Genomic DNA, 21,324 nt, shown 5'->3' on the forward strand with positions numbered 1-21,324 from the left:
CGCCCGTCAGTTCAGGGCGCCGATCATAGCCTTCGCCGTCGCCGTCATCGCCGTACGGGCCGCCGTCAGGTACGGCCGGGGGTCGGCCGGGGTCAGGTGGGTACGGATGGCTTCGGTCATCGCCACATTCAGGGCGGTGCCGATGTTGACCTTGCGGATGCCGCCCGCGACGGCCGCCGCGAGCTCGGCGTCCGGCAGCCCGGAGGATCCGTGCAGGACGAGCGGTACGTCCACGGTCTTGGCCAGCCGGGCCAGCAGCGCGTGGTCCAGGGCCGCGGTCCGGCTGGTCATGGCGTGGCTGCTGCCGATGGCGACGGCGAGGGCGTCGACCCCGGAGTCGGCGACGAACCGCCGGGCCTCGTCGGGGTCGGTACGGGCGCCGGGCGCGTGCGGGTCGAGCGGCGCGGCGCCGTTCTTGCCGCCGACCTCGCCCAGCTCGGCCTCGATCCACAGCCCGTTGGCGTGCGCCCAGTCGGCCGCGGACCGGGTGGCCTCCAGGTTCTCGGCGTACGGGAGTTGCGCGGCGTCGTACATCACCGAGCTGTATCCGGCGTCGCACGCCTGCCGGAGCAGCTCGGGGCTCTTGACGTGGTCGAGGTGCAGGCCGACGGGGACCCCGGCGGCCTCCGCGCACGCGCCGGCGGCCCGGGAGATGGGCAGCAGCTGACCGCCGCGGAACTTCACGGCGTTCTCGCTCAGTTGGAGGATGACGGGCAGGCCGGCCGCTTCGGCCCCGGCCACGACGGCTTCGGCGTGCTCCAGGGTGATGATGTTGAAGGCGGCGACGGCCCGGCCGGCCGCGGCTGCTTCCAGGACCAGGTCGCCGGCCCGGACCAGGCTCATCGGACCGCCTCCTCGCCGGTGGTGAGGATCACCGAGCGCGTGAGGTTGCGCGGCGCGTCCGGATCCAGCTGCCGGTGGGCGGCGACGGTGAGGGCGAGGCGGTGCACGCGGACCAGTTCGGCGAGCGGGTCGAGCCGCCCGGGCACCCATTGGGAGCCGGTGGCGCGCACCTGTTCGGCGAGCCCGTCGGGAGCCTCGTCGAGCGACCAGGTGACGGTGCCGGGCCCGGAGACGCTGATGGGTCCGTGCCGGTATTCCATCGCCGGGTAGGACTCGGCCCAGGACAGCGAGGCCTCGCGCATCTTCAGCGCGGCCTCGTGGGCGAGTCCGACGCTCCAGCCGCGGCCGAGGAAGGTGAACTGGCCCCGGCCGCCGATGTCGGCGGGCAGCGGTTCGGCGAGGGCGGTGCGGGCGTCGGCGACCACGGAAGGGGTGTGGAGCCCGACGTGGGCGCGCAGCAGGGTGAGGGCGGTGGTCGCGAACCGGGTCTGCACGACGGACTGTTCGTCGGCGAAGTCGAGGACGACCAGTTCGTCCGCGGCGGTCATCACCGGGGTGGCCGGATCGCCGACGACCGCGGTCGTGGGCACGCCCGCGTCCCGCAGCCCGGCCAGCAGGTCGAGCACCTCGGTGGTGGTGCCGGACCGGGTCAGGGCGACGACCCGGTCGTAGCGGCGGTGGCGCGGGAACTCGGAGGCGGGGAAGGCGTCGGTCTCGCCCTGTCCGGCCTCCTCGCGGAGCACGGCGGCCGCCTGGGCCATGTAGTACGAGGTCCCGCATCCGACGATCGCGGTGCGCTCCCCCGGCTGCGGGAGCACCGCCCGCCGGGCCGGGGCCAGTTCGGCGGCCCGCTCCCAGCATGCGGGCTGCGTGCCCAACTCGTACGCGACGTGACTCATACAGGCTCCCTCGTGCGGCAGGCGGGTCTGAATGCACTGATTGCGTTTTCCTGCAAGGTAGCTGTCGGTTTCACGCAACTTCAAGCATTTGAGGTCGGAGCGGCTGAGTTAGTGTCGCCGGGTGGGCCGATGGAGGCCGCCGGGAAACACCGTGGGACGCATGTCGAAGAACACCGAAGGGGGCGGCCGATGACCCGCAAGGAGCGCTGGCAGGCACTGCTGGACCTGCTCGTGGAACGGGGCGAGCTGGAGGTGGAACCCGCGGCGGAGGCCCTCGGCGTGTCCGCCGCGACCATCCGCCGCGACCTCGACCAGCTCGCCGAACAGCAGCTGCTGGTCCGCACGCGCGGCGGAGCCGTGCTGCACGGGGTCTCGTACGAACTCCCTCTGCGCTACCGCACCTCGCGCCGCGCCGCCGAGAAGCACCGGATCAGCGAGGCGGTGGCGGCCCTGATCAACCCGGGCGAGGTGATCGGCCTGACGGGCGGCACCACGACCACCGAGGTGGCGCGCGCGCTGGCCGGGCGCCCGGACCTGGCCCAGGGCTCGCCGGCGCTCACCGTGGTGACCAACGCCCTCAACATCGCGGGCGAGCTGGTGATCCGGCCGCAGTTCAAGATCGTACTGACCGGCGGGGTGGCCCGCCCCCAGTCGTACGAGCTGACCGGCCCGCTCGCCGAGCAGGTACTGGGGCAGCTCGCGGTGGACACGGCGGTGCTCGGCGTGGACGGCTTCGACCCGGTGGACGGCGCGGGGACCCGCCACGAGGACGAGGCCTCGATCAACCGCCTGCTGTGCGAGCGCGCCCGCCGGGTGGTCGTCGCGGCCGACTCCAGCAAGCTGGGCGTCCGCGCGTTCGCGCGCATCTGCGCGACCTCGTCGGTGGACGTCCTGGTGACGGACACGGGCCTGGCCCCGGCGGTGGCCCGGGCCTTCGGCGCGGCCGGGGTGGACGTGGTCACGGTGTGAGCGACGGGCGGGCGGGGCGGGTGACCGGGCCGGACCAGGCCGGGCCGGTCACCCGCCCCGCCCGCGCCTACAGCGACATGGTGCGGCTGGCGACGAGCTCGCCCACGGCGTAGCCCTCGACCCGCATCGAGCGGGCGGCCGTGGCGCCCGTGACCGTGACGTCGGCCTGGCCGTCGGGGACGTCCACGGAGGCGCCGGGACGCCGGTCGAGGTAGACGTCGACGCGGTCGATGTTGGTGGTCGTCAGCCTGAGGCGCAGCGATCCGTCGGCGCGCGCGACGTTGGCGATGTTCAGCTCCCGCACGGGCTGGGCCGCGAGCAGTTCACCGGCTCGTGCCAGGAGGTCGGCGTTGCCTTCGAGCAGGTCCCGGGCGGTCATCTTGTGACGCACGTCCGGCACGACGCCCAGGTCCTCCAGGGGCGTGCCGGACCGGTCGCCGACCCGCAGGGACCGGCGGATCGACACGCGCATGCCCGCTCCGTTGGGGAGCGGCCGGTAGGGCGAGGCGACGAGCGGGAAGTCCCGCAGGAAGTCGGTCTGTTCCCAGACGTTGGCGCCGCCGGCCCCGGTGTTGTCGTCGGCGCCGAGCACGGTCCCGATCCGGTGGTCCTGGAAGCCGGCGGCGAACATGTCGGTGGCGGAGTAGCACCGGGCGTTGGTGATGAGGACGACCGGGCCGAAGTACTTCTGGCCGGTGTCGTTGGCCAGGCCCTCCGGGGTGAGGGGCAGGGCGGCGGAGAACGTGGCCCCGGTCTCGACCGCCTGCTCCATCGACGGCACCCACGGTTCCAGGTCCCCGCTGCTCCGGCAGATCTGCAGGTTGAGCGGTGTGTTGATGAACTGGAAAGACTCCGGAGTGATGTGACGTGGCGTCAGTGTCTGCAGGGTGCGCTCAGCCGCCAGGACCGAGCCGCCGCCGTTGTCCCGCACGTCGACGATGAGGCCGTTCTGCGGAAGGGCCCCGATGAGCCGGACGAACTCCGCGACGAAGGGGCCGGATCTGTCGACCATGAAGGTGTGGATGCGGATGTGGCCGAAGGGCCCCGAGGGGGTCTCGACGGAACGGGCCGTGAACACCTCGGGCATCGTGCTCGCGAGCTCGCCCGCCGCGGACCGGGGGGACTCCCCCGCGGCCACCGCCTGCTGCTGCTCGATGACGTGGGGGACGTAGAGCATGACCTTGGCCCGGCTGATCTCCTCGGACTCGTAGTCCACTCCCAGGGCCAGCGCCTCTTCACCGTCGGGTCCGGCCTGCTCCCCGAAGGTGTCCACGATCTGCCAGTCCACCTGCAGTTCGTGCTTGTCGCCGTCGGTACCGACGTAGCTGACGGTGACCCACTCCTCGAACGGGGGCAGGTGGGCGGAGAGCGAACGCACCGTCAGCGACTCGATGCCCCGGCTGCGGCGCGCAGCCGCGTTGCCGCCGGCGAACCGGCCGGCGTTGAGCTCGACGGCCTGCTCGATGGGAACGCCGCTCCAGTGGGTGACCCGGGCCCCCGGGGCGAAACCGGGCTTGGAGAAGCCCTGCATGACGAGGGTGACCAGGAAGCGCGGCTCCGCTTCGTCGGTCGCTTCCTCGACCAGGAAGGGCAGGAAGGCGATCTTCTTCGCGAACGGCGCGGGCAGCTGGTAGTTGGTGTGCAGGTCCCGCACCGAGTTGAACACCTTCGACATCTCCGCGTGGAAGATCCACTCGGGCGGCATGGTGGCCGACGTCTGCTGCTCCAGCTGCCGGCGGATCAGGCGCAGCCGCTGAACGGGGTTGACCGCGTGCATCGCGATCTTCAGGGGCAGATGGACGTAGTTCTGCTCCAGCAGCACCAGCGCCTGGTCGACGAGGAGCTTCCGCTGCTCCAGGGTGAGGGTGCCCGCGTCCTTCAGGAAGGTTGCGAGCTGGGTGGCGGCTGCCAGGTGCTCACGGACCACCTCTGCCGTCTGCTTGAGGTAGTCGGGCGCGGTGTCGGCGGGGACGGGGGTGTCGGATGTGTCGGGGGTGTCGGCGGCGGGGCGGCCCATGATGCCTCCGTGGTCGGGGTGGGGCTCCTACGGCTCGGGGCACAGTCTTCGACCGTGCGGCCGGCCCCCGACAGAGCGCGCGCCGGAGTTCACCCGTACAGGCGTGTGGCGAAACCATTCGCCCTGCCGCCGACTCCCTCAGTGGGCCGGGAGCCGCTCCGATTCCCGGACCAGGGCGGCCAGGACGGGCGCGATCAGCGGGTGGGTCTCGCCGCCGCGGCGGGTGGCCGCGAAGACGCGGCGGGTGGCCGCCGGGCCCGTGACCGGGCGGACCTGTACCTCCTTGAGGTCCATGCCGCGCAGGGCCGAGCGCGGGACGAGGGCCACTCCGGCACCCGCGCCCACCAGCGCCGTCACGGCGCGGAAGTCGTCCGAGGAGTGCACGAGCCGGGGCTGGAAACCCGCCAGCTCGCAGGCGAGCAGCGTCACGTCGTGGCACGGGTTGCCGGGGTACTGGCCCACCCAGTCCGAGTCGGACAGGTCGGCCAGCGACACCGCGGGCAGATCGGCCAGTGGATGCCCCGAGGGCAGGACCGCGTCGAAGGGCTCCGCGTACAGGGGGAGGACGGACAGCCGCGCGTCGTCGGCCCCCGGGCCGCCCCGGTACTCGACGGCGAGCGCGAGGTCCGCCTCGCCGTCCAGCAGCTGCGGCAGGCTCTGGTCACCCTCCGCGTCGCGGACCCGCAGCCGGATGCCGGGCCGTTCCAGCGCGAGCCTCGCGATGGCCGGGGCCAGTACTTCCGCGATGCCCGTCGCGAAGGCGGCGACGGTGACCTCGCCCGCCGAACCGCCGGCGTAGGCCGCGAGTTCCGCCTCCGCCCGCTCCAGCTGCGCGAGCACCTCGTGCGCGTGGCCGAGGAGGATCTCACCGGCCGCCGTGAGCCGTACGCCCCGGCCGCTGCGGGTGAGCAGCGCGTGGCCCGTCTCCTGCTCCAGCGCCGCGAGCTGCTGGGAGACGGCGGAGGGGGTGAGGTACAGGGCTGCGGCCGCGGCGGTCACCGTACGGTGGTCCGCCACGGCCCGCAGGATGCGCAGCCGGCGGGGGTCGATCACCCCACCATTGTCTCAGGGTGCACGGCCCCCTCCGACCTCGCGTTCCCCTCAGACCCCAGTGGTGCCGAGGGCCGCGCGGGCGTCGATGAAGGCGGCCACCGCGCGCTCGACGTCGGCCGTCGAGTGGGCCGCGGAGAGCTGGACGCGGATGCGCGCCGCGCCCATCGGCACCACCGGGTAGGAGAAGCCGATCACGTACACGCCGCGCTCCAGGAGGAGCTCCGCCATCCTGGCCGCCTCGGCCGCGTCGCCGATCATGACCGGGGCGATGGCGTGGTCGCCGGGCAGGATCTCGAAGCCGGCCTCGGTCATCTTCGTACGGAAGAGCGCGGTGTTGGCGGCGAGGTGTTCGCGCAGGTCACCGGCCGACTCCAGCAGGTCGAGGACCTTGAGGGAGGCGGCCGCGATGACCGGGGCGAGGGAGTTGGAGAAGAGGTACGGGCGCGAGCGCTGGCGCAGCAGCTCCACGATCTCGGCGCGCGCCGCGACGTAGCCGCCGGAGGCGCCGCCCAGCGCCTTGCCGAGGGTGCCGGTGATGATGTCGACGCGGTCCATAACGCCGTGCAGCTCGGGGGTGCCGCGGCCGCCGGGGCCGACGAAGCCGACGGCGTGGGAGTCGTCGACCATGACCATGGCGTCGTAGCGCTCGGCCAGGTCGCAGATCTCGGCGAGCGGGGCGACGTAGCCGTCCATGGAGAAGACGCCGTCGGTGACGATCAGCTTGCGGCGGGCGCCGCCCTCGGTGGCTTCCTTCAGGCGGGCTTCGAGCTCGGCCAGGTCGCGGTTGGCGTAGCGGAAGCGGCGGGCCTTGGAGAGGCGGATGCCGTCGATGATCGAGGCGTGGTTGAGGGCGTCGGAGATGACCGCGTCCTCGGCGCCGAGCAGGGTCTCGAAGACGCCGCCGTTGGCGTCGAAGCAGGAGGAGTAGAGGATCGTGTCCTCCTGGCCGAGGAAGGCCGAGAGCCGCGCCTCCAGCTCCTTGTGCACCTCCTGGGTGCCGCAGATGAAGCGGACGGAGGCCATTCCGTAGCCCCAGCGGTCCAGTGCGTCCTTCGCGGCGGCGACGACCTCGGGGTGGTCGGCCAGCCCCAGGTAGTTGTTGGCGCAGAAGTTGAGCACCTCGCCGGCGGTGCCGCCCGAGGTGACGGCGACCGCCGCGTTCTGGGGGGTGCCGATGACGCGCTCGGGCTTGTGCAGGCCGGCGGCGCGGATCTCGTCGAGGGTGGAGCGCAGGTCCTCGCGGACGGTCTCGAACATGGTGCGGTTCTCCTTGTGCGGCGGAGGGCGACGGAGGGCGACGGAAGGCGACGAGGGAGGGGGCCGGGCCCCGCGGAGGGGGGAGGGTGTGCGGGGCCCGGCCCGGAGGGAGATGGTTCGTCGGGTGTGGCGGACGGGCGGTCGGGCTACGCCGTCCAGTCCAGGATGATCTTGCCGCTGCGGGCGGTCGCCGCCTCGTCGAAGGCGGCCTCGAAGTCGCGGTGCGAGTAGCGGCCGGTGATGACCGGGCTCAGGTCGAGCCCGCCCTCCAGCAGTACGGTCATGGCGTACCAGGTCTCGAACATCTCGCGGCCGTAGATGCCCTTGATCGTGATCATCGAGGTGACCACCTTCGCCCAGTCCACCGGGAACTCCTGCGCCGGCAGGCCCAGCATGGCGATCCGGCCGCCGTGCGTCATGTTGTCGATCATGTCGCGCATGGCCTCGGCACGGCCGGACATCTCCAGACCGATGTCGAAGCCCTCGCGCAGGCCGAGCTTGGCCTGCGCCTCGGCGATCGAGGACTCGGCGACGTTGACGGCGAGGGTGGCGCCCGCCTTGCGGGCGATCTCCAGGCGCTCGGGGCTGACGTCGGTGATGACCACGTTGCGGGCACCGGCGTGCCTGGCCACGGCCGCCGCCATGATCCCGATCGGGCCGGCGCCGGTGATCAGCACGTCCTCGCCGACCAGCGGGAAGGACAGCGCGGTGTGCACGGCGTTGCCGAAGGGGTCGAAGATCGCGGCGACGTCCAGGTCCACGGCGGTGCGGTGGACCCACACGTTCTGGGCGGGCAGCACCACGTACTCGGCGAAGGCGCCGTCGCGGCCGACCCCGAGCCCGATCGTGCTGCGGCACAGGTGACGGCGGCCGGCCAGGCAGTTGCGGCACTTGCCGCACACCAGGTGGCCCTCGCCGCTGACCAGCGCGCCGACCTCGATGTCCTGGACGTCCGCGCCGAGCGCCGCGACCTCGCCGACGAACTCGTGGCCGAGGACGAGGGGGGTCTTGACCGCGCCCTGCGCCCAGCCGTCCCAGGAGCGGATGTGCAGGTCGGTCCCGCAGATGCCGGTGCGCAGCACCTTGATCAGTACGTCGCCGGGGCCGTATTCGGGCTCGGGGACGTCCATGAGCCACAGGCCGGGTTCTGCCTTGTGCTTGACGAGTGCCTTCATGGGGTGGCTCCAGGCATGCGGAAGGGTACGCCGCGGGCGGAGGGGCCCGAACGGCGGCGGTGACGTGCACCAATCTGCCGATCGGTGCGGTGATCAGTCCATCGAGACTTTCTTAAAAGGGTCGACAGCGCAGCTTCACGCCTATGCTCCTCCCGTGACGGGGAAGGGGCTCGCGCTGGAGACGGCGCGAGGGGAAAAGGGGAGGTGAGGAGCGTGCCGAGTCTGCGCAGCAGGGCGCTGTCGGCGGCGCTGATCGCGGTGGGCCGGCGAAGACGGTACGCGAGCGCGGAGGCCGTGCGGTCCCGGGTGGCCGAATCCGCCCGTCGGCCGGCCTCCCATCTGCCGCCGCGGTCGCTGGGGCGGGTCGCCGACATCTCGCGGACCTTCGTGGGGGCCTGGCCGGTGTACGACGTCTCCCCGCTCGGGGCGGAGCCGGCGGCCCACGTGCTGTACGTGCACGGCGGCGGCTACGTGCACGAGCTCGAGCGCCCGCACTGGGCGCTGATCCGGACCCTGGTCACGCAGGCGCGGGCGCGGGTGGTCGTACCCGCGTACATCCTCGCTCCGCGCGGTACCGCCGACCGGACCGTCCCGGTCGCCGCCGACCTGCTGAGCGGTCTGATCGCGAGCGGCGGTTCCGGCGGGACGGTGCTGATCGGGGACTCCGCCGGGGCCGGGCTGGCGCTGGCGGCCGCGCAGCGACTGCGCGACCGCACCGGGGACCAGCCGTCCCGGATCGTGCTGATCTCGCCGTGGCTGGACGTGACGATGAGCCATCCGGACCAGGCGGCCATCGAGGCGGCCGATCCGCTGCTGGCCCGTCCGGGGCTGCAGGAGGCCGGGCGGCTGTACGCGGGAACCCTGGACGCCGAGGATCCCCGGGTGAGCCCGCTGCACGGCGGCTTCGCCGGCCTGGCGCCGATGACGGTGTTCACCGGGACCCGGGACGTGCTGACCACGGACAGCCGGGAGCTGCTGCGCCGGGCCCGCGCGGACGGGGCCGAGGTGGAGTTCCACGAGGCGGCGGGGCTGCCGCACGGGTACCCGCTGCTGCCCGTGCCGGAGGGGCGCGCGGCGCGCGAGCGGATCGTCGAGCTGATCAGGTCGACGGCGGAGCTCTGAGGTCACGGCGGTGACGGCGGACCGACGACGGCCTATGCCGTGCAGGTCATCAGGGAGCTGATCGGCCAGGCGCGGTACGCCGTCCAGTACGCCTCGTCGCGCACGGCGTCGGCGGGCGGGGTCCGGTTCGGCTGCCAGCCGACGGTGACGAAGCCCGCCTCGACGGCGGCCTCGGCGAGGTCGGCGTGGGCCCACTCGCGGAATTCGAAGGGCACCGGTGGCTCGGTCAGGAAGTGCGCCTTCAGCAGCGGCGCGTCGCCGTCCGGGACCCGGTCGAGGATGCGCACCCCGTACGGCGACCAGTCCACGCGCGGGAACGCCCCCGCGTTGGGGACGATGGCGAGCAGCCGGCCGCCCGCCCGGAGGTTGGCGCGGACGGACCGGAACATCGCGTGCAGGGACCTGCGGTCGGGCGCGTAGCTGAAGACGTACGCGGCGGTCGCGAGGTCGAAGGGGCCCAGGTGGGGCAGGCCGGCGGCGTCGGCGACGTGGTACTCGACGTCAGGCCGGTCCCTGGTCGCCTCGTGCGCGCGGGCGAGCCGGATCATCTCCTCCGAGACGTCGACGCCGACGGTCCGCCGGGCCCCGCCGCGGGCCAGCAGCCGGGTGTTGTATCCGTATCCGCAGGCCAGGTCGAGGGCGTCGAGCCCGCGCACCCCGCCGAGGGCGTCGAGTGCTCCGTGCAGGGTGTAGGTGTCGGCCGCGGAGAAGGCCGCCGTGCTCGTGGACTCCGCGTAGCGCTCGCCGATGGTGTCGTACTGGAACCGCATGCTCTGCCTTCCGGGGGCCTGCCGGGGGTGGGACGCCTGCGTATCGTGCCCCGCGGCGCCGTCCGCGGGGTGGTCCGCACACCCGTGCGTCCCCCGGACGAGGGAAGCGGTCGGCCTATCGGCCGGGGACGGCCGCGACCAGCTCGCGGGCGCAGGCGCGCAGCCAGGCGTGCGCCGGGTCGGCGTCGTGGCGCGGGTGCCAGGCCATGCCGAAGGGCAGGGTCGGCAGGGCGAGCGGGATCTCGAAGGCTGCCAGCCCCAGCGCGGTGGCGAGCGGCTCGACCTGGGAGGTCATCAGTCCGACCAGGTCGCTCTCGCGCAGGACGAACAGCGAGGCGGGGAAGGTGCCCACGCTGCCCACCACGCGCCGGGACAGCCCCTGCTCGGCGAGGGCGACGTCCACCGGGCCCTCGAGGCGGCCGCGCCGGGACGCGGTCAGGTGCTCGGCCGCGGCGAAGCGGCGCGCCGAGATCCGGCCGCTGAGCAGCGGGTGCCCCTGGCGTACGACGCCCAGCATGCTCTCGTCGGTGAGGTGCTCGACGCGCACCTCGGGGGACCGGGTGTCGACGACGCCGAGTTCCAGGTCGGCGACGCCCTCGCGCAGGGCGGGCACGTCCACGTGGCTCTCCGAGAGGAAGCGCAGCCTCACCCCCGGCGCCTCGCGGGTCACCCGGTTGAACAGCGTGGCCGCGTACACGGCGGTGAAGGCGTCGTTGGCCAGCACGGTGAAGGTGCGGGTGAGCGTGGGCAGGTCCACCGCGGCGCCGGTGAGGAAGAGGGCGCGGGCCCGGTCCACGACCGCGCGGACCTCGCCCTGCACGGCGAGCGCGTGCGGGGTGGGAACCATGACGCGGCCGGCCCGGACCAGGACCGGGTCGCCGAGGGCCTTGCGGATCCGGCCGAGGGTGCGGCTCATGGCCGGCTCGGACAGGTGCATGCGGGCCGCCGCCCGGGACACGCTCGCCTCCTCCAGGAGGACGTCCAGGGCGACGAGGAGATTGAGATCCAACCCAGATTGCGTCACACGCATACATCCCTTGCACAACTTGCACTGGAAAGCAGATCGGTCCAACTCTACGGTGGACCACGGGTGATGGCCCCTGCCGGCCCGAACCGGCCCGCCGACCCCACCCCTTCCTTCCTTGCGTCCTCGCTTCCTTCCTTCTTTCCTTCCTTCTTTCCTTCCTTCCTTCCTTCCTTCCGCCGTACCGTCCCGACTCCGAGGAGGAGCCGTGCTCCGCCATGCCGTCACGCAGGGTCCCGTCGTCCCCGCGCCCTCCCTCACCCGGCCCGCCCTGCTCGTCCTGTGCGCCTGCGTACTCGTCGCCCAGGGGATGGTCGCCGCCGTCAACCTGCTGATCCCCCAGCTCGCCGCGTCCGATCTGCATCCGGATCCCGGCGAGCTGCTGTGGTCGGTGGACGCCTACGTCATCGTCTTCGCCGCGCTGCTGATCCCCGCCGGGGCGCTCGGCGACCGGTACGGCCGCAAGGGCGCCCTGCTCTGCGGGCTCGGCCTGTTCGCCGTGGGCGGCGCCGCCAGCGCGCTCGCCCAGACCACGGCCGTGCTGATCGCGGGCCGCGGTGTCTGCGGGGCGGGCGCGGCCCTGATCATGCCCGCCACGATGTCCGTCCTGGTCCACCTCAGTCCGCCCGAGCGCCGCGGCCGCGCCCTGGCCACCTGGACGCTGTCCGCGGGCCTCGGGGGCCTGGCGGGCAACGTCGGCGGCGGCCTGGTCGGTGAGTTCCTGACCTGGCGGGCCCTGTTCTGGGCGGTCGTCCCGCTCGCCGCCCTGCTCGCGCTCGCGGTCGCCCGCGCGGTCCCCCGTACTCCGTCGCAGCCCGCCGCAGCCGTCGACCCCCTCGGCGCGGCGCTGCTCGCGGGCGCGCTGCTCGCGGTGGTCTACGCGATCATCGAGGGCCCCGCCCACGGCTGGGCCTCGGTGGAGGTCCTGACCGCCTTCGGCGCGGGTGCGGTACTGCTCGGGACCTTCACCCGGCACGCCCTGCGCGCCGCCCGCCCGCTGCTGGACCCGCGGATCTTCCGCTCCCGCAAGCTGCGCGCCGGGGCGCTCGGCATCGGCACCGGCTTCTTCGGCCTCTTCGCGCTGTTCTTCGTCAATGCCCAGTACCTCCAGTACGCGAAGGGCTTCTCCCCCGCCCAGACCGGCCTCGCGATCGTCCCGCTCACCGTCGGCATGGCCCTGGTGCCCAGGTTCGGCGCCCGGCTCCAGGAGCGCACCGGACCGCGACTGCCGGTCGGCGCCGGGCTCGGCCTGATCGGCGCGGGGCTGCTGCTGGTCTCCACCGCCGACGCGGGCACCCCGTACCCGCTGTACGCGCTCTACCTGCTCGTACTGTCCGTCGGTACGGGCCTGTCCGCGCCCTCGCTGACGCTGACGGTGGTCGCGGAGCTGCCCTCCCACCAGGCCGGGCTCGGCTCGGGGCTGAACACCGCGGCCCGGGAGATCGGCGCCGCCCTCGGGGTCGCGGTGGTCGGCACGGTGCTGGCCTCGCAGTTCCGCGGGGACCCGCACGATCCGGCCCAGATCGGCGCCTTCACCGACGCGATGGGCACCGCGCTGCGCACGGTGGCCGTGGTGCTCTTGTGCGCCGCGGCCGCGGTGGTGACCGGGTACCGGACCTCGGAACGGCGCGGGAAGGGCCGGGATGCACGAGCCACGGCCGAGGGCGCATCCTGACTGTGTGATGGCGAGAGCGGACGACGCCGGCGCCGCGCCCGACACCACGGATGCCCGTGATGCGACGTCCCAGGTGCTCGCACGGGCCGCCGTGAACGCGATGGAGGCCGTCGGTGGGTACGCGGCCGGCGTCTACCTGCGCTCCCCCACCACCGGGCTGCTCCTGATGGCCGTGTTCACCGGGCTGCCGCTGCAGCTGTTCCGGCCGTGGTGGCGGATGCAGGTGAACCGCCCGTACCCGATCGCCGAGGCCTACCGCTCCGGGCAGGCCGTGCACCTGCCGGACGCGGAGTCGGCCATGAGCCGGTTCCCGCAGCTGATGGCCGGTCTGCCGTTTCCCTTCGGCTCGTTGTACGAACCGGTGACCGCCGGGACGGAACGGTTCGGCGTGCTGGTGGTGCTGCGCGAGGCCACCCCGGGGATCCCGGTCGGCACCGCGGACCGCGAACGGCTGCGAACCGCCGCGGAGCGGCTGGCCGCCGACCTCACCGCGCTCGCGGCGGCCGGGGCGCGGACGCTGTGGGAGGGCGACCCGGTGGGCGTGCCGGCGCCGCCTCCCGAGGCCGGGGCCGAGGGTGCCCGCAGGGCCGCGGACCGGCTCGCGCAGGCGGTGCTCTCCCTGGACCGGGAGGGCCGGATCGGCTACGTGAACACGGCCGCGGAGGACCTGCTCGGCCTCGACGGGCCCCATCTGCGGGGAAGGCTGCTGTGGGAGGCGCTGCCGTGGCTCGGGCATCCCGCCTACGAGGACCACTTCCGGGCCGGCTTCATGTCCGGCGAGCCGGTGCACTTCCCCGCCCGGCGCGGCCGGCACGCGCCCGGGCAGTGGCTGTCGGTGGACCTGTATCCGGCGGCCGACGGCGTGACCCTGACGCTGGGGACCTCCGCGAAACCGGCCTACGCGCCCGAGGCACGGGCCCGGCCGGAGCCGGTCGCCGATGCGGACACGGGTGTGAAGGCCGACACGGACACGGGCGTGGAGCCCGGCGTGGACTCCGGCACGGACGCCGACGTGGAAGCCGACGTGGACGCGTACGCGAACCTCGACGCGTCCGCCGACGAGGCCTCGGCGCTGTACCGGCCGGTGGCCCTCGCCATCGCGCTGACGGAGGCGGTCACGGCCCGGCAGGTGTCGGCGGTGGTCACCGAGGAACTGCTGCCGGCCTTCGGCGGCCGCCAGCTGGCGATCTACCTGCTGGACGAGCGGCACCTGCACCTGGCCTGGGAGACCGGTTTCCCGCAGGGCTTCCTCAACCGGTTCGACGGGGTATCCCTCGACGTCCGGCTGCCGGGTGTGGAGACGCTGACGACGGGCCGGCCCCTGTTCTTCGAGTCGATGCAGCACCTGGCCGCCGCGTACCCGGGGATTCCGCTGGACGCCGATGTCGGCGCCCGCGCGTTCCTGCCGCTGATCGCCTCCGGCCGGCCGGTCGGCTCGTGCATCCTCGGCTTCGACTCGCCCCGCGGCTTCAGCCCGGAGGAGCGTACGGTGCTCACGGCGCTGGCCGGTCTGATCGCACAGGCGCTCGCGCGGGCCCGGCGCTACGACAGCGAGGTGGAGCTCGCCCGCGGTCTGCAGTCGGCCCTGCTGCCGCACCGGCTGCCGGTGCGCGAGCACGTGGACACCGTCGGCCGCTACCTCCCCGGCACCCTGGGCATGGACGTCGGCGGCGACTGGTACGACGTCGTCGAGACGGGCTCCGGCCTGCTGGCCCTGGTCATCGGGGACGTCCAGGGCCACGGCGTGGCGGCCGCGGCGACCATGGGCCAGCTGCGCAGCGCGGTACGGGCCTTCGCGCTCAGCGGCAGCACCCCGGAGCAGGTGGTGGGCGGTACCAACCGGCTGCTCATCGACCTGGATCCGGGTCAGTTCGCGAGCTGCTGCTACATGCTGCTCGATCCGGCGTCGGGCTCCGTGACGGCCGTCCGGGCCGGGCACCCGCAGCCACTGCTGCGCCACCCGGACGGCCGGACCGAGGTGCTGGACCTGGCGGGCGGGGTGGTGCTCGGCATCGACCCGGAGGCCTCGTACCCGGTCACCGAGCTGCGGCTGACGACGGGCTCGGTCCTCGCCCTGTACACGGACGGGCTGGTGGAGAAGCCGGGCCTCGACATCGACGCCGGGGTGGAGCGGCTGCGGACGGTCCTGGAGGCGGCCCGGCCGTCCCCGCTGACCGAGACCGCCGACCGGCTGATCAGCGAGGCGGGCAATACCGCCGACCGGCCGGACGACATCGCCCTGTTGCTGGCCTCCCGTACCGGCGGGGACCCGTAGGGCGTCGTGCGGGTCAGTCCGGGCTCGCCAGGGTCAGCGCGGTGTTCACCAGGCCGACGTGGCTGAACGCCTGTGGGAAGTTGCCGAGTTGGCGTCCGGCGAGCGGGTCGTACTCCTCCGCGAGCAGGCCCACGTCGTTGCGCACGGACAGCAGCCGCTCGAACAGGGCGCGGGCCTCCTCCCGCCGGCCCGTCATGTGCAGGGCGTCGGTCAGCCAGAACGAGCAGGCCAGGAAGGCTCCTTCGTCCCCGGACAGCCCGTCGACGGTGGAGTCCGCGGTGCTGTAGCGGCGGACCAGTCCGCTGCTGCCGAGTTCGGCGCGCACCGCGTCGACCGTGCCGACGACCCGCGGGTCGTCGGGCGGCAGGAATCCGACCCTGGGGATGAGCAGGGTCGCCGCGTCCAGCTCGGTGGAGCCGTAGTACTGGGTGAAGGTGCCCCGTTCGGGGTCGTAGCCCTTGGCGCACACGTCGCGGTGCACCTCGTCGCGCATGGCCCGCCAGCGTTCCACGTCGCCGTCCAGGGAGGGGTCGCTCTCCAGGGTGCGTACGGCCCGGTCGGCCGCGACCCATGCCATCACCTTGGAGTGCACGAAGTGGCGGCGGGGGCCGCGGACCTCCCACAGGCCCTCGTCGGGGCGTTGCCAGTTGCGTTCGAGGAAGTCGAGCAGCGCCAGCTGGATCCGCCAGGCATGGCGTTCGGAGGGCAGCCCGGCGGACCGGGCCAGGTAGAGGGAGTCGATGACCTCCCCGTACACGTCCAGCTGGAGCTGGTCGACGGCGGCGTTCCCCACGCGGACCGGGGCGGAGGAGGCGTAGCCGCGCAGCCAGGGCAGTTCGCTCTCGGGGATCCGCCGCTCGCCGCCGATCCCGTACATGATCTGGAGGTCGGCCGGGTCGCCCGCGACCGCGCGCAGCAGCCACTCGCGCCAGGCGCGGGCCTCGTCGAGGAAGCCGGTGGACAGGAGCGAGCCGAGGGTGAGGGTGGAGTCCCGCAGCCAGCAGTAGCGGTAGTCCCAGTTGCGGACACCGCCGAGTTCCTCGGGCAGGGAGGTGGTGGCCGCGGCGGCGATGCCGCCGGTCGGGGCGTAGGTCAGGGCCTTGAGGGTGATCAGGGAGCGGGTGACCGCCTCCTGGTAGGGGCCCTCGTAGCGGCATTGCGAGGCCCAGTCCCGCCAGTCGGCGCGGCTCTGCTCCAGCGCCTCGAAGGGGTCGCAGGGCTCGGGGCGCGGCCGGTGCGAGGGGTGCCAGGTCAGTACGAAGGCGACGCGCCGGCCGGCGGTGACCGGGAACTGGGAGCAGGTGCTGTTCGCCTCGCCCCAGGTGCGGACCGGGGGTTCGCTGCGGAACCAGGCGGAGTCGGGCCCGGCGATGGCGACCCGGTCGCCGTCGCTGCGGCGCACCCAGGGCACCACGTGGCCGTAGTCGAAGCGCAGGCGCAGGGTGCTGCGCATCCTGACCGTGCCGCTGATGCCCTCGACGATGCGGATGACGTCGGGGGCGACGTCGCGCTGGGGCATGAAGTCGGTGACCTTGACGGTCCCGGTCGCGGTCTCCCAGTACGACTCCAGGATCAGCGAGCCGTCGGCGTAGGCGCGGCGGGTGCAGGGCTCGCCCGCGGCGGCGTCGAGGGGCGCGATGCGCCAGTGGCCGTTCTCCTCCTCGCCGAGGAGCTTGGCGAAGCAGGCCGCCGAGTCGAAGCGCGGCAGGCACAGCCAGTCGATGGACCCGTCCCGGCCGACCAGTGCGCTGGTCATCAGGTCGCCGATGAGTGCGTAGTCTTCGATGGGTTGTGTCATTTGTGCGCTATTCCCCTGAATGTCCGGGGCCAATCAGCTCAGGCCCCGGACACCGCTCATGGGATCGGCGCCGCCGTCAGGAGATCGTGACGAACTGACCGATGCTCGGTACGCCCTGGGCGTCGAGCGCGAAGAGCATGTACGTCCCCGGCAGGACCACTCCGGTGTCGGCGGGTACGGACACCGTGTACCTGCCGCCTCCCGCGGCGGTGGACACCACGGGGACCCGGCGCTGGTCGTTGTCGGTGGAGTGGGTCGCCGCGGCGGCCCGCATCAGGACGAAGGACGCCACCGAGCCCTGGGTGCTCACCGTGAGCGAGGCGCCGGGGGCGGCCCTGGGCGGCACACCCGCGGTGATGGCGGGACGCGGCTTCGGGGATCCGTCCGCGTTGAGCAGGTACGGCGGGGTGAAGATCGCCCCGTCCGCGTGGTTGGTCGCGCAGTCGCCGCACAGACCGCCGCCGCCGGAGAAGATCCGTCCGTCGGGCAGCAGGTTGGCCACGCTGTGGTAGTTGCGCGGAACGGCCATGGTGGCGAGCGGGGTGAAGGCGCCGGTCGCCGGGTCCCACAGTTCGGGGGTCAGGACGGAGGTGGCGTCGCTGAACGGCACCGGATAGGCCTGGCCGCCGAACACGGCCACCTTGCCGTCCGGCAGCACCACGCTGTTGCTGAAGGCGCGGGCGTGCTCCATGTCGCCCGTGCGGGCGGCCTGGACCTGGGTGCCCGAGATGCCCACGGTGTAGGCGCGCTGGGTGGCCGGGGAGTCCTGGTAGGCGGGCGAGCCGCCCAGGGTGAGCAGTTTGCCGATGTCGTAGGCGACGGCGTTGCCGGTCATCGCGTCCTGGCTGTCGGCCCGGGTGCCGGCGGAGGTGATGCCGCCCTGCCCGCTGGTGGAGATCCAGTTCATCTGCTTGCTCGGGCCCACTTGCAGCACCTTGCCGCCCGAAGTGGCGTGCAGCCACATGTGGTTGTCGGCGCGGTAGGGTCCGGCCGGGTCGGCCGTCAGCGCCGGGGAGGCGGGGACGCCGGGCAGCGTGCGCCAGGTGCGGGTGTCCGGGGACCAGACCTCACCGGCCTTGTCGGTACCCGTGGACCCGCTCCAGGATCCGCCGAGGACGAAGGCCTCGCCGGTGGAGAGCAGGGTCATGGCCTGGTAGCCGCGGGCTATGTTCATGCTCGTGGTGGCGGACCAGCTGTCGGTGGCGGGGTCGTAGATGCTCGCCTTCTCCGCGTTGCTGCCGCCGGTGACGAGCACCCGGCCGTCGGCGAGCATGGCGATGCCGGGACAGAACATGTCGTGTCCGGTGTTGTCGATGCGGCGCTGGGTGACCTTGCCCGTCTTCAGGTCCAGGATCGCGGTCTGCGTGTAGCCGTTGCTGCCGCCGAAGCGGTCGACGGCGTACGCGGACCAGGCCAGCAGCTTGTCGCCGGGCAGGGCGGCGGTGGCCACCGGCACGAGCGGGAAGCCGGTGATCCGGTCCCAGGAGCCGTGGACGGCCGGGCTGGCCGGACCGCTCAGGCGGATCTCACCGGCGGAGGTCCACGCCCCGCGGCCGCCGGCCTCGCTGGTCGCGGTGAGCCGGACGAAGCGGGCGGACGCCGCGCGGGTGAAGGTGGCGGTCTTGACGGTGTCGTCGTCGCGCCAGGTGCCCGTGGCCACCGGGGTGCCGAAGGTGACGCCGTCGGTGCTGGTGGCGATGGAGTACGCGCCCACGCGCCCGTTGGGCCCGGTGGAGCGGGGATGGTAGACCAGCGCGGCGACGGTCTCCGTGCGGTGCATGTCGATGGTGATGCTGTGCGGCAGCGGAGTGGGGGTCGGGTTGTACTTGCTGTGCCAGATGGTGTTGTCCTTGCCGTCCAGCACATTGGCCGCACGGCCGTTCTCGCCGCCGGTCTCCTCGTCGCTCGCGGTGGCCGTCCATCCGTTGCGGGACAGGTCGACGGTGGCCGCCGGGGTGCCGGGGTCGCCCAGCAGGTCGATCTCGGCGGCGGAGGACCAGGGTCCGCGGCCGCCCGCCTCGCTGAGCGCGGTCAGCCGGACGAACCGGGCGCCCTGGGGGGCGAATCCGAGGGTCTTGGTGCTGGCGTCGTCCGCGAGCGTGCCGGTGGCGACCGGGGTCGCCCAGCCCACCCCGTCGGTGCTGAGGCTGATGCTGTACTCACCGACGCGCCCGTTGGGCCCGTTGTTGCGGGGCCGGTAGACGAGGGCGGAGACGACCGCGGTGCGGTGCATGTCGACGGTGATGACGTGCGGCAGCGGGGTGGGGGTCGGGTTGTACTTGCTGTGCCACATGGTGGCCGCGTTCCCGTCGAGGACGTTGGACGCGCGGCCGTCCTCGCCGGCGGTCTCCTCGTCGCTCGCCGTGGCCGTCCATCCGGCCCGGTCGAGGGTCGGAGCCGTCGGCTCCATCGCGTTGGCGGGGACGATGCCGTGGTGCGGCGACTGTTTCGCCGCCTGCTGTTCGAACGGCACGGGCGCGGGACGGGGCGCCGGTGCGCGGCCGGCCGCCGCCGTGCTCGTGACCACGAACCACGGGGTCAGGCCGACCAGCAGGGAACCGAGGCCGAGGGCGATGAGCAGGTGGGAACGGCGTATCGCGCGATGAAAGGCGAGGAAGCGCCTGGACTGCAATCTGACCTCCTGGGGCGAACTGATGTGCCCCGTAGAACATAGGTGAGCACACCAGCAACTTGCCGGAAGTCAAAAAGAGTTGGCGCAAAAGCGTATGGCCGGTCGGAGCGGGTGGACACCGGACGGACCGAAAGCCCCGCCGGGCGGGTTCCCGGCGCCCGGACGCCTTCCGCGCCCCGACCCCGACGGCGAGATGCCGAGGCAGGCGGCGGACGGAAGGCCGGCGACCTTGTGCGGCCGGCCCCACTCCGCAAGAAGATGCGGCCGCCCGCGCGTTCCGGGTCCCGCCGGCGGGCGACGGGACCCACGACCTAGTTGCGTACGAGGAGCAGGACGGCCGCGAGGACCACGCCGAGGGCGAGGGCGAGGGCGCCGTGCGTGAGGCGGTGGCCGCGCAGGACGGGCAGGAGGCGGTCGACGGCGTACCGTCCGGGGCCGGTGAGGGCGAGGGCCGCGGCGCCCGCGGTCAGCAGCAGTTCGTACTCGATGCCCTCCGGGGCGAAGAAGGCTCCGGTGCCGTGGACGGCGATCGCGTTGATCAGGGTGCCGACGACGGCGGCCCCGGCGAGCGGGGCGAGCAGTCCGAGGGCGAGGCCGAGCCCGCCGAGGGTCTCGGTGAGACCGGCGAGGACCGCCATGGCGTCGCCCGCGGGGTAGCCGCTGGCGGTGAAGAACTGGCCGGTGCCGCTGATGCCGCCGCCCCCGAACCAGCCGAAGAGCTTCTGCGCGCCGTGTGCCGCCATGGTAAGGCCGAGGACGAGGCGCAGCAGGAGCAGACCGGTGTCGTGGCCCGGGGTGGAGAAGGCGGCGGTCTCGGGGCGTGCGGCCGGTGCGGCGGCCTGCGGCTTCGTCGTGGTGACGGAGGGGCTGGTCATCGGGGGGGTCCTTCCGGTCGGGCGGCCCGGTGGGGAGGCAGGGAAGAGTTGTTCAAATTCGAACCGCTGACCCCGACCCTAACCATTGATTCAAATTGGAACAACCCGTGTAGTCTGGGCCCATGGCTGAACCGAGATGGCTGGACGACCGCGAGATGCGCGCATGGAGCGGCTTCCTCGCCGCATCGGCCCTGGTGAACCGGCGTCTCGATCAACAGCTCAAGGACGAGTCCGGGCTCTCGCACCCCCAGTACGAGATCCTCGTCCGGCTCGCCGCGGCACCCGGACGTGAGCTGCGGATGACCGAGCTCGCCAATGGTCTGATCAACTCCAAGAGCGGGCTGACCTACCAGGTCACCCAGATGGAGAAGGCCGGCCTGGTCCGCCGCCGCAGCTGCCCCTCCGACGTGCGCGGCGTCTTCGCCGTCCTCACCGACGCCGGTCTCGCCAAGCTGGAGGAGGCCGCCCCCGGGCACGTGGCGACGGTCCGGGAGATCCTCGTCGACGTGCTCACCCCCGGACAGCTCGACGCGCTCGCCGACGGACTGGGCGAGGTCGGCCGCCGGCTGCGCGGACAGGGCGCCTGAACGGATCCGGCCGCCCCCGGGCATTGCCGGTCCGATATCGGGGTATAGGGCCGCCATGGACGGAAAGGTCTGGCTCGCCCTGGGCACGGTCGTCGCGGTGGGACTCGCGATCGCCGCGGCCGTGCTGCTCGTACGGGTCTTCGCGGCCCGCCGGCTGCTGGTCGACTCGGGGATCCCGCTGCACGACAAGGCGCTGTTCTGGGCCGCGGTGATCTACACCGTCTCACCGCTGGACCTGATCCCGGACCCCGTGTACCTGGACGACATCGGGATCCTGCTGCTGGCGCTGCGCTCGCTGCACGCGGCGGCCGGGGCCGTGCGCTCCCCGAAGGAGCCCGGCGCCGCCTGAGCCG

17 protein-coding genes are annotated in these 21,324 nt (G+C 73.2%); 6 read left to right on the top strand and 11 right to left on the bottom strand.

What is annotated here, in order from left to right; all coding sequences use genetic code 11:
* Positions 1 to 6: 6 nt before the first annotated feature.
* Together ACXNSR_RS04870 and ACXNSR_RS04875 are read right to left on the bottom strand one after the other, a co-directional pair.
* A complete protein-coding gene (locus tag ACXNSR_RS04870) occupies positions 7 to 843 on the bottom strand; it encodes a class II fructose-bisphosphate aldolase (RefSeq protein ID WP_458640903.1) in 837 nt (278 codons plus the stop codon).
* The gene (locus ACXNSR_RS04875; protein ID WP_458640904.1) at positions 840 to 1,742 is read right to left on the bottom strand and encodes an SIS domain-containing protein; all 903 of its coding nucleotides are present in this window, start codon (positions 1,740 to 1,742) and stop codon (positions 840 to 842) included. Before ACXNSR_RS04875 ends, ACXNSR_RS04870 begins: the two co-directional genes overlap by 4 nt.
* A gap of 189 nt (positions 1,743 to 1,931) precedes the next feature.
* On the opposite strand from ACXNSR_RS04875, the gene ACXNSR_RS04880 reads away from it, so the two are divergent.
* Positions 1,932 to 2,711, top strand: coding sequence for a DeoR/GlpR family DNA-binding transcription regulator (locus ACXNSR_RS04880; RefSeq protein WP_458640905.1), 780 nt, complete (start codon positions 1,932 to 1,934; stop codon positions 2,709 to 2,711).
* Positions 2,712 to 2,778: 67 nt separating this feature from the next.
* Here the strand turns inward: ACXNSR_RS04880 and ACXNSR_RS04885 are convergent, their stop codons facing one another.
* The 4 genes from ACXNSR_RS04885 to tdh form a co-directional block, all read right to left on the bottom strand.
* Entirely contained in the window at positions 2,779 to 4,728 is a 1,950-nt protein-coding gene (locus ACXNSR_RS04885) for a S41 family peptidase (protein ID WP_458640906.1), read from the bottom strand.
* 138 nt (positions 4,729 to 4,866) lie between these two features.
* Positions 4,867 to 5,781, bottom strand: a complete 915-nt coding sequence (locus ACXNSR_RS04890) for a LysR family transcriptional regulator (RefSeq protein WP_327387049.1) — start codon at positions 5,779 to 5,781, stop codon at positions 4,867 to 4,869.
* Positions 5,782 to 5,829: 48 nt separating this feature from the next.
* Positions 5,830 to 7,038, bottom strand: coding sequence for a glycine C-acetyltransferase (locus ACXNSR_RS04895; protein WP_458640907.1), 1,209 nt, complete (start codon positions 7,036 to 7,038; stop codon positions 5,830 to 5,832).
* Positions 7,039 to 7,184: 146 nt separating this feature from the next.
* Complete coding sequence (gene tdh, locus ACXNSR_RS04900; protein ID WP_458640908.1) at positions 7,185 to 8,213, bottom strand: L-threonine 3-dehydrogenase; 1,029 nt, start codon at positions 8,211 to 8,213, stop codon at positions 7,185 to 7,187.
* Between the two features lie 213 nt (positions 8,214 to 8,426).
* On the opposite strand from tdh, the gene ACXNSR_RS04905 reads away from it, so the two are divergent.
* Positions 8,427 to 9,335: an alpha/beta hydrolase fold domain-containing protein gene (locus ACXNSR_RS04905; RefSeq protein ID WP_458640909.1), complete on the top strand. Its 909-nt coding sequence runs from the start codon at positions 8,427 to 8,429 to the stop codon at positions 9,333 to 9,335.
* A 32-nt stretch (positions 9,336 to 9,367) separates the two neighbouring features.
* Here ACXNSR_RS04905 and ACXNSR_RS04910 read toward each other — a convergent pair whose 3' ends face one another.
* On the bottom strand, positions 9,368 to 10,105 hold the full coding sequence (locus ACXNSR_RS04910) for a class I SAM-dependent methyltransferase (RefSeq protein ID WP_458640910.1): 738 nt from the start codon (positions 10,103 to 10,105) through the stop codon (positions 9,368 to 9,370).
* Between the two features lie 115 nt (positions 10,106 to 10,220).
* Positions 10,221 to 11,135: a LysR family transcriptional regulator gene (locus ACXNSR_RS04915; protein WP_458640911.1), complete on the bottom strand. Its 915-nt coding sequence runs from the start codon at positions 11,133 to 11,135 to the stop codon at positions 10,221 to 10,223.
* Between the two features lie 202 nt (positions 11,136 to 11,337).
* Between ACXNSR_RS04915 and ACXNSR_RS04920 the strand changes: the two genes are divergently transcribed.
* A complete protein-coding gene (locus tag ACXNSR_RS04920) occupies positions 11,338 to 12,804 on the top strand; it encodes an MFS transporter (RefSeq protein ID WP_458640912.1) in 1,467 nt (488 codons plus the stop codon).
* Positions 12,805 to 12,811: 7 nt separating this feature from the next.
* The gene (locus ACXNSR_RS04925) at positions 12,812 to 15,079 is read left to right on the top strand and encodes a SpoIIE family protein phosphatase (RefSeq protein ID WP_458643566.1); all 2,268 of its coding nucleotides are present in this window, start codon (positions 12,812 to 12,814) and stop codon (positions 15,077 to 15,079) included.
* Positions 15,080 to 15,092: 13 nt separating this feature from the next.
* Here the strand turns inward: ACXNSR_RS04925 and ACXNSR_RS04930 are convergent, their stop codons facing one another.
* The 3 genes from ACXNSR_RS04930 to ACXNSR_RS04940 form a co-directional block, all read right to left on the bottom strand.
* On the bottom strand, positions 15,093 to 16,877 hold the full coding sequence (locus ACXNSR_RS04930) for a glycoside hydrolase family 15 protein (RefSeq protein ID WP_458640913.1): 1,785 nt from the start codon (positions 16,875 to 16,877) through the stop codon (positions 15,093 to 15,095).
* A 76-nt stretch (positions 16,878 to 16,953) separates the two neighbouring features.
* Positions 16,954 to 19,509 carry a discoidin domain-containing protein gene (locus ACXNSR_RS04935; protein ID WP_458640914.1) on the bottom strand — a complete coding sequence of 852 codons (2,556 nt, stop codon included), beginning with the start codon at positions 19,507 to 19,509 and terminating at the stop codon, positions 16,954 to 16,956.
* A 311-nt stretch (positions 19,510 to 19,820) separates the two neighbouring features.
* Positions 19,821 to 20,384 carry a DoxX family membrane protein gene (locus ACXNSR_RS04940; RefSeq protein WP_458640915.1) on the bottom strand — a complete coding sequence of 188 codons (564 nt, stop codon included), beginning with the start codon at positions 20,382 to 20,384 and terminating at the stop codon, positions 19,821 to 19,823.
* Between the two features lie 122 nt (positions 20,385 to 20,506).
* On the opposite strand from ACXNSR_RS04940, the gene ACXNSR_RS04945 reads away from it, so the two are divergent.
* Together ACXNSR_RS04945 and ACXNSR_RS04950 are read left to right on the top strand one after the other, a co-directional pair.
* Positions 20,507 to 20,971: a MarR family winged helix-turn-helix transcriptional regulator gene (locus ACXNSR_RS04945; protein WP_458640916.1), complete on the top strand. Its 465-nt coding sequence runs from the start codon at positions 20,507 to 20,509 to the stop codon at positions 20,969 to 20,971.
* Between the two features lie 55 nt (positions 20,972 to 21,026).
* Positions 21,027 to 21,320, top strand: coding sequence for a YkvA family protein (locus ACXNSR_RS04950; RefSeq protein WP_458640917.1), 294 nt, complete (start codon positions 21,027 to 21,029; stop codon positions 21,318 to 21,320).
* The last annotated feature ends 4 nt before the right edge of the window (positions 21,321 to 21,324 follow it).

Source organism: Streptomyces sp. NC-S4 (assembly GCF_054353315.1).

What these genes read in the sequence shown, in the direction of transcription:
- ACXNSR_RS04870 (WP_458640903.1), bottom strand. Translation starts at nt 843, where the DNA reads ATGAGCCTGGTCCGGGCCGGCGACCTGGTCCTGGAAGCAGCCGCGGCC.
- ACXNSR_RS04875 (WP_458640904.1), bottom strand. Translation starts at nt 1,742, where the DNA reads ATGAGTCACGTCGCGTACGAGTTGGGCACGCAGCCCGCATGCTGGGAG.
- ACXNSR_RS04880 (WP_458640905.1), top strand. Translation starts at nt 1,932, where the DNA reads ATGACCCGCAAGGAGCGCTGGCAGGCACTGCTGGACCTGCTCGTGGAA.
- ACXNSR_RS04885 (WP_458640906.1), bottom strand. Translation starts at nt 4,728, where the DNA reads ATGGGCCGCCCCGCCGCCGACACCCCCGACACATCCGACACCCCCGTC.
- ACXNSR_RS04895 (WP_458640907.1), bottom strand. Translation starts at nt 7,038, where the DNA reads ATGTTCGAGACCGTCCGCGAGGACCTGCGCTCCACCCTCGACGAGATC.
- tdh (WP_458640908.1), bottom strand. Translation starts at nt 8,213, where the DNA reads ATGAAGGCACTCGTCAAGCACAAGGCAGAACCCGGCCTGTGGCTCATG.
- ACXNSR_RS04910 (WP_458640910.1), bottom strand. Translation starts at nt 10,105, where the DNA reads ATGCGGTTCCAGTACGACACCATCGGCGAGCGCTACGCGGAGTCCACG.
- ACXNSR_RS04915 (WP_458640911.1), bottom strand. Translation starts at nt 11,135, where the DNA reads ATGCGTGTGACGCAATCTGGGTTGGATCTCAATCTCCTCGTCGCCCTG.
- ACXNSR_RS04925 (WP_458643566.1), top strand. Translation starts at nt 12,812, where the DNA reads ATGGCGAGAGCGGACGACGCCGGCGCCGCGCCCGACACCACGGATGCC.
- ACXNSR_RS04930 (WP_458640913.1), bottom strand. Translation starts at nt 16,877, where the DNA reads ATGACACAACCCATCGAAGACTACGCACTCATCGGCGACCTGATGACC.
- ACXNSR_RS04940 (WP_458640915.1), bottom strand. Translation starts at nt 20,384, where the DNA reads ATGACCAGCCCCTCCGTCACCACGACGAAGCCGCAGGCCGCCGCACCG.
- ACXNSR_RS04945 (WP_458640916.1), top strand. Translation starts at nt 20,507, where the DNA reads ATGGCTGAACCGAGATGGCTGGACGACCGCGAGATGCGCGCATGGAGC.
- ACXNSR_RS04950 (WP_458640917.1), top strand. Translation starts at nt 21,027, where the DNA reads ATGGACGGAAAGGTCTGGCTCGCCCTGGGCACGGTCGTCGCGGTGGGA.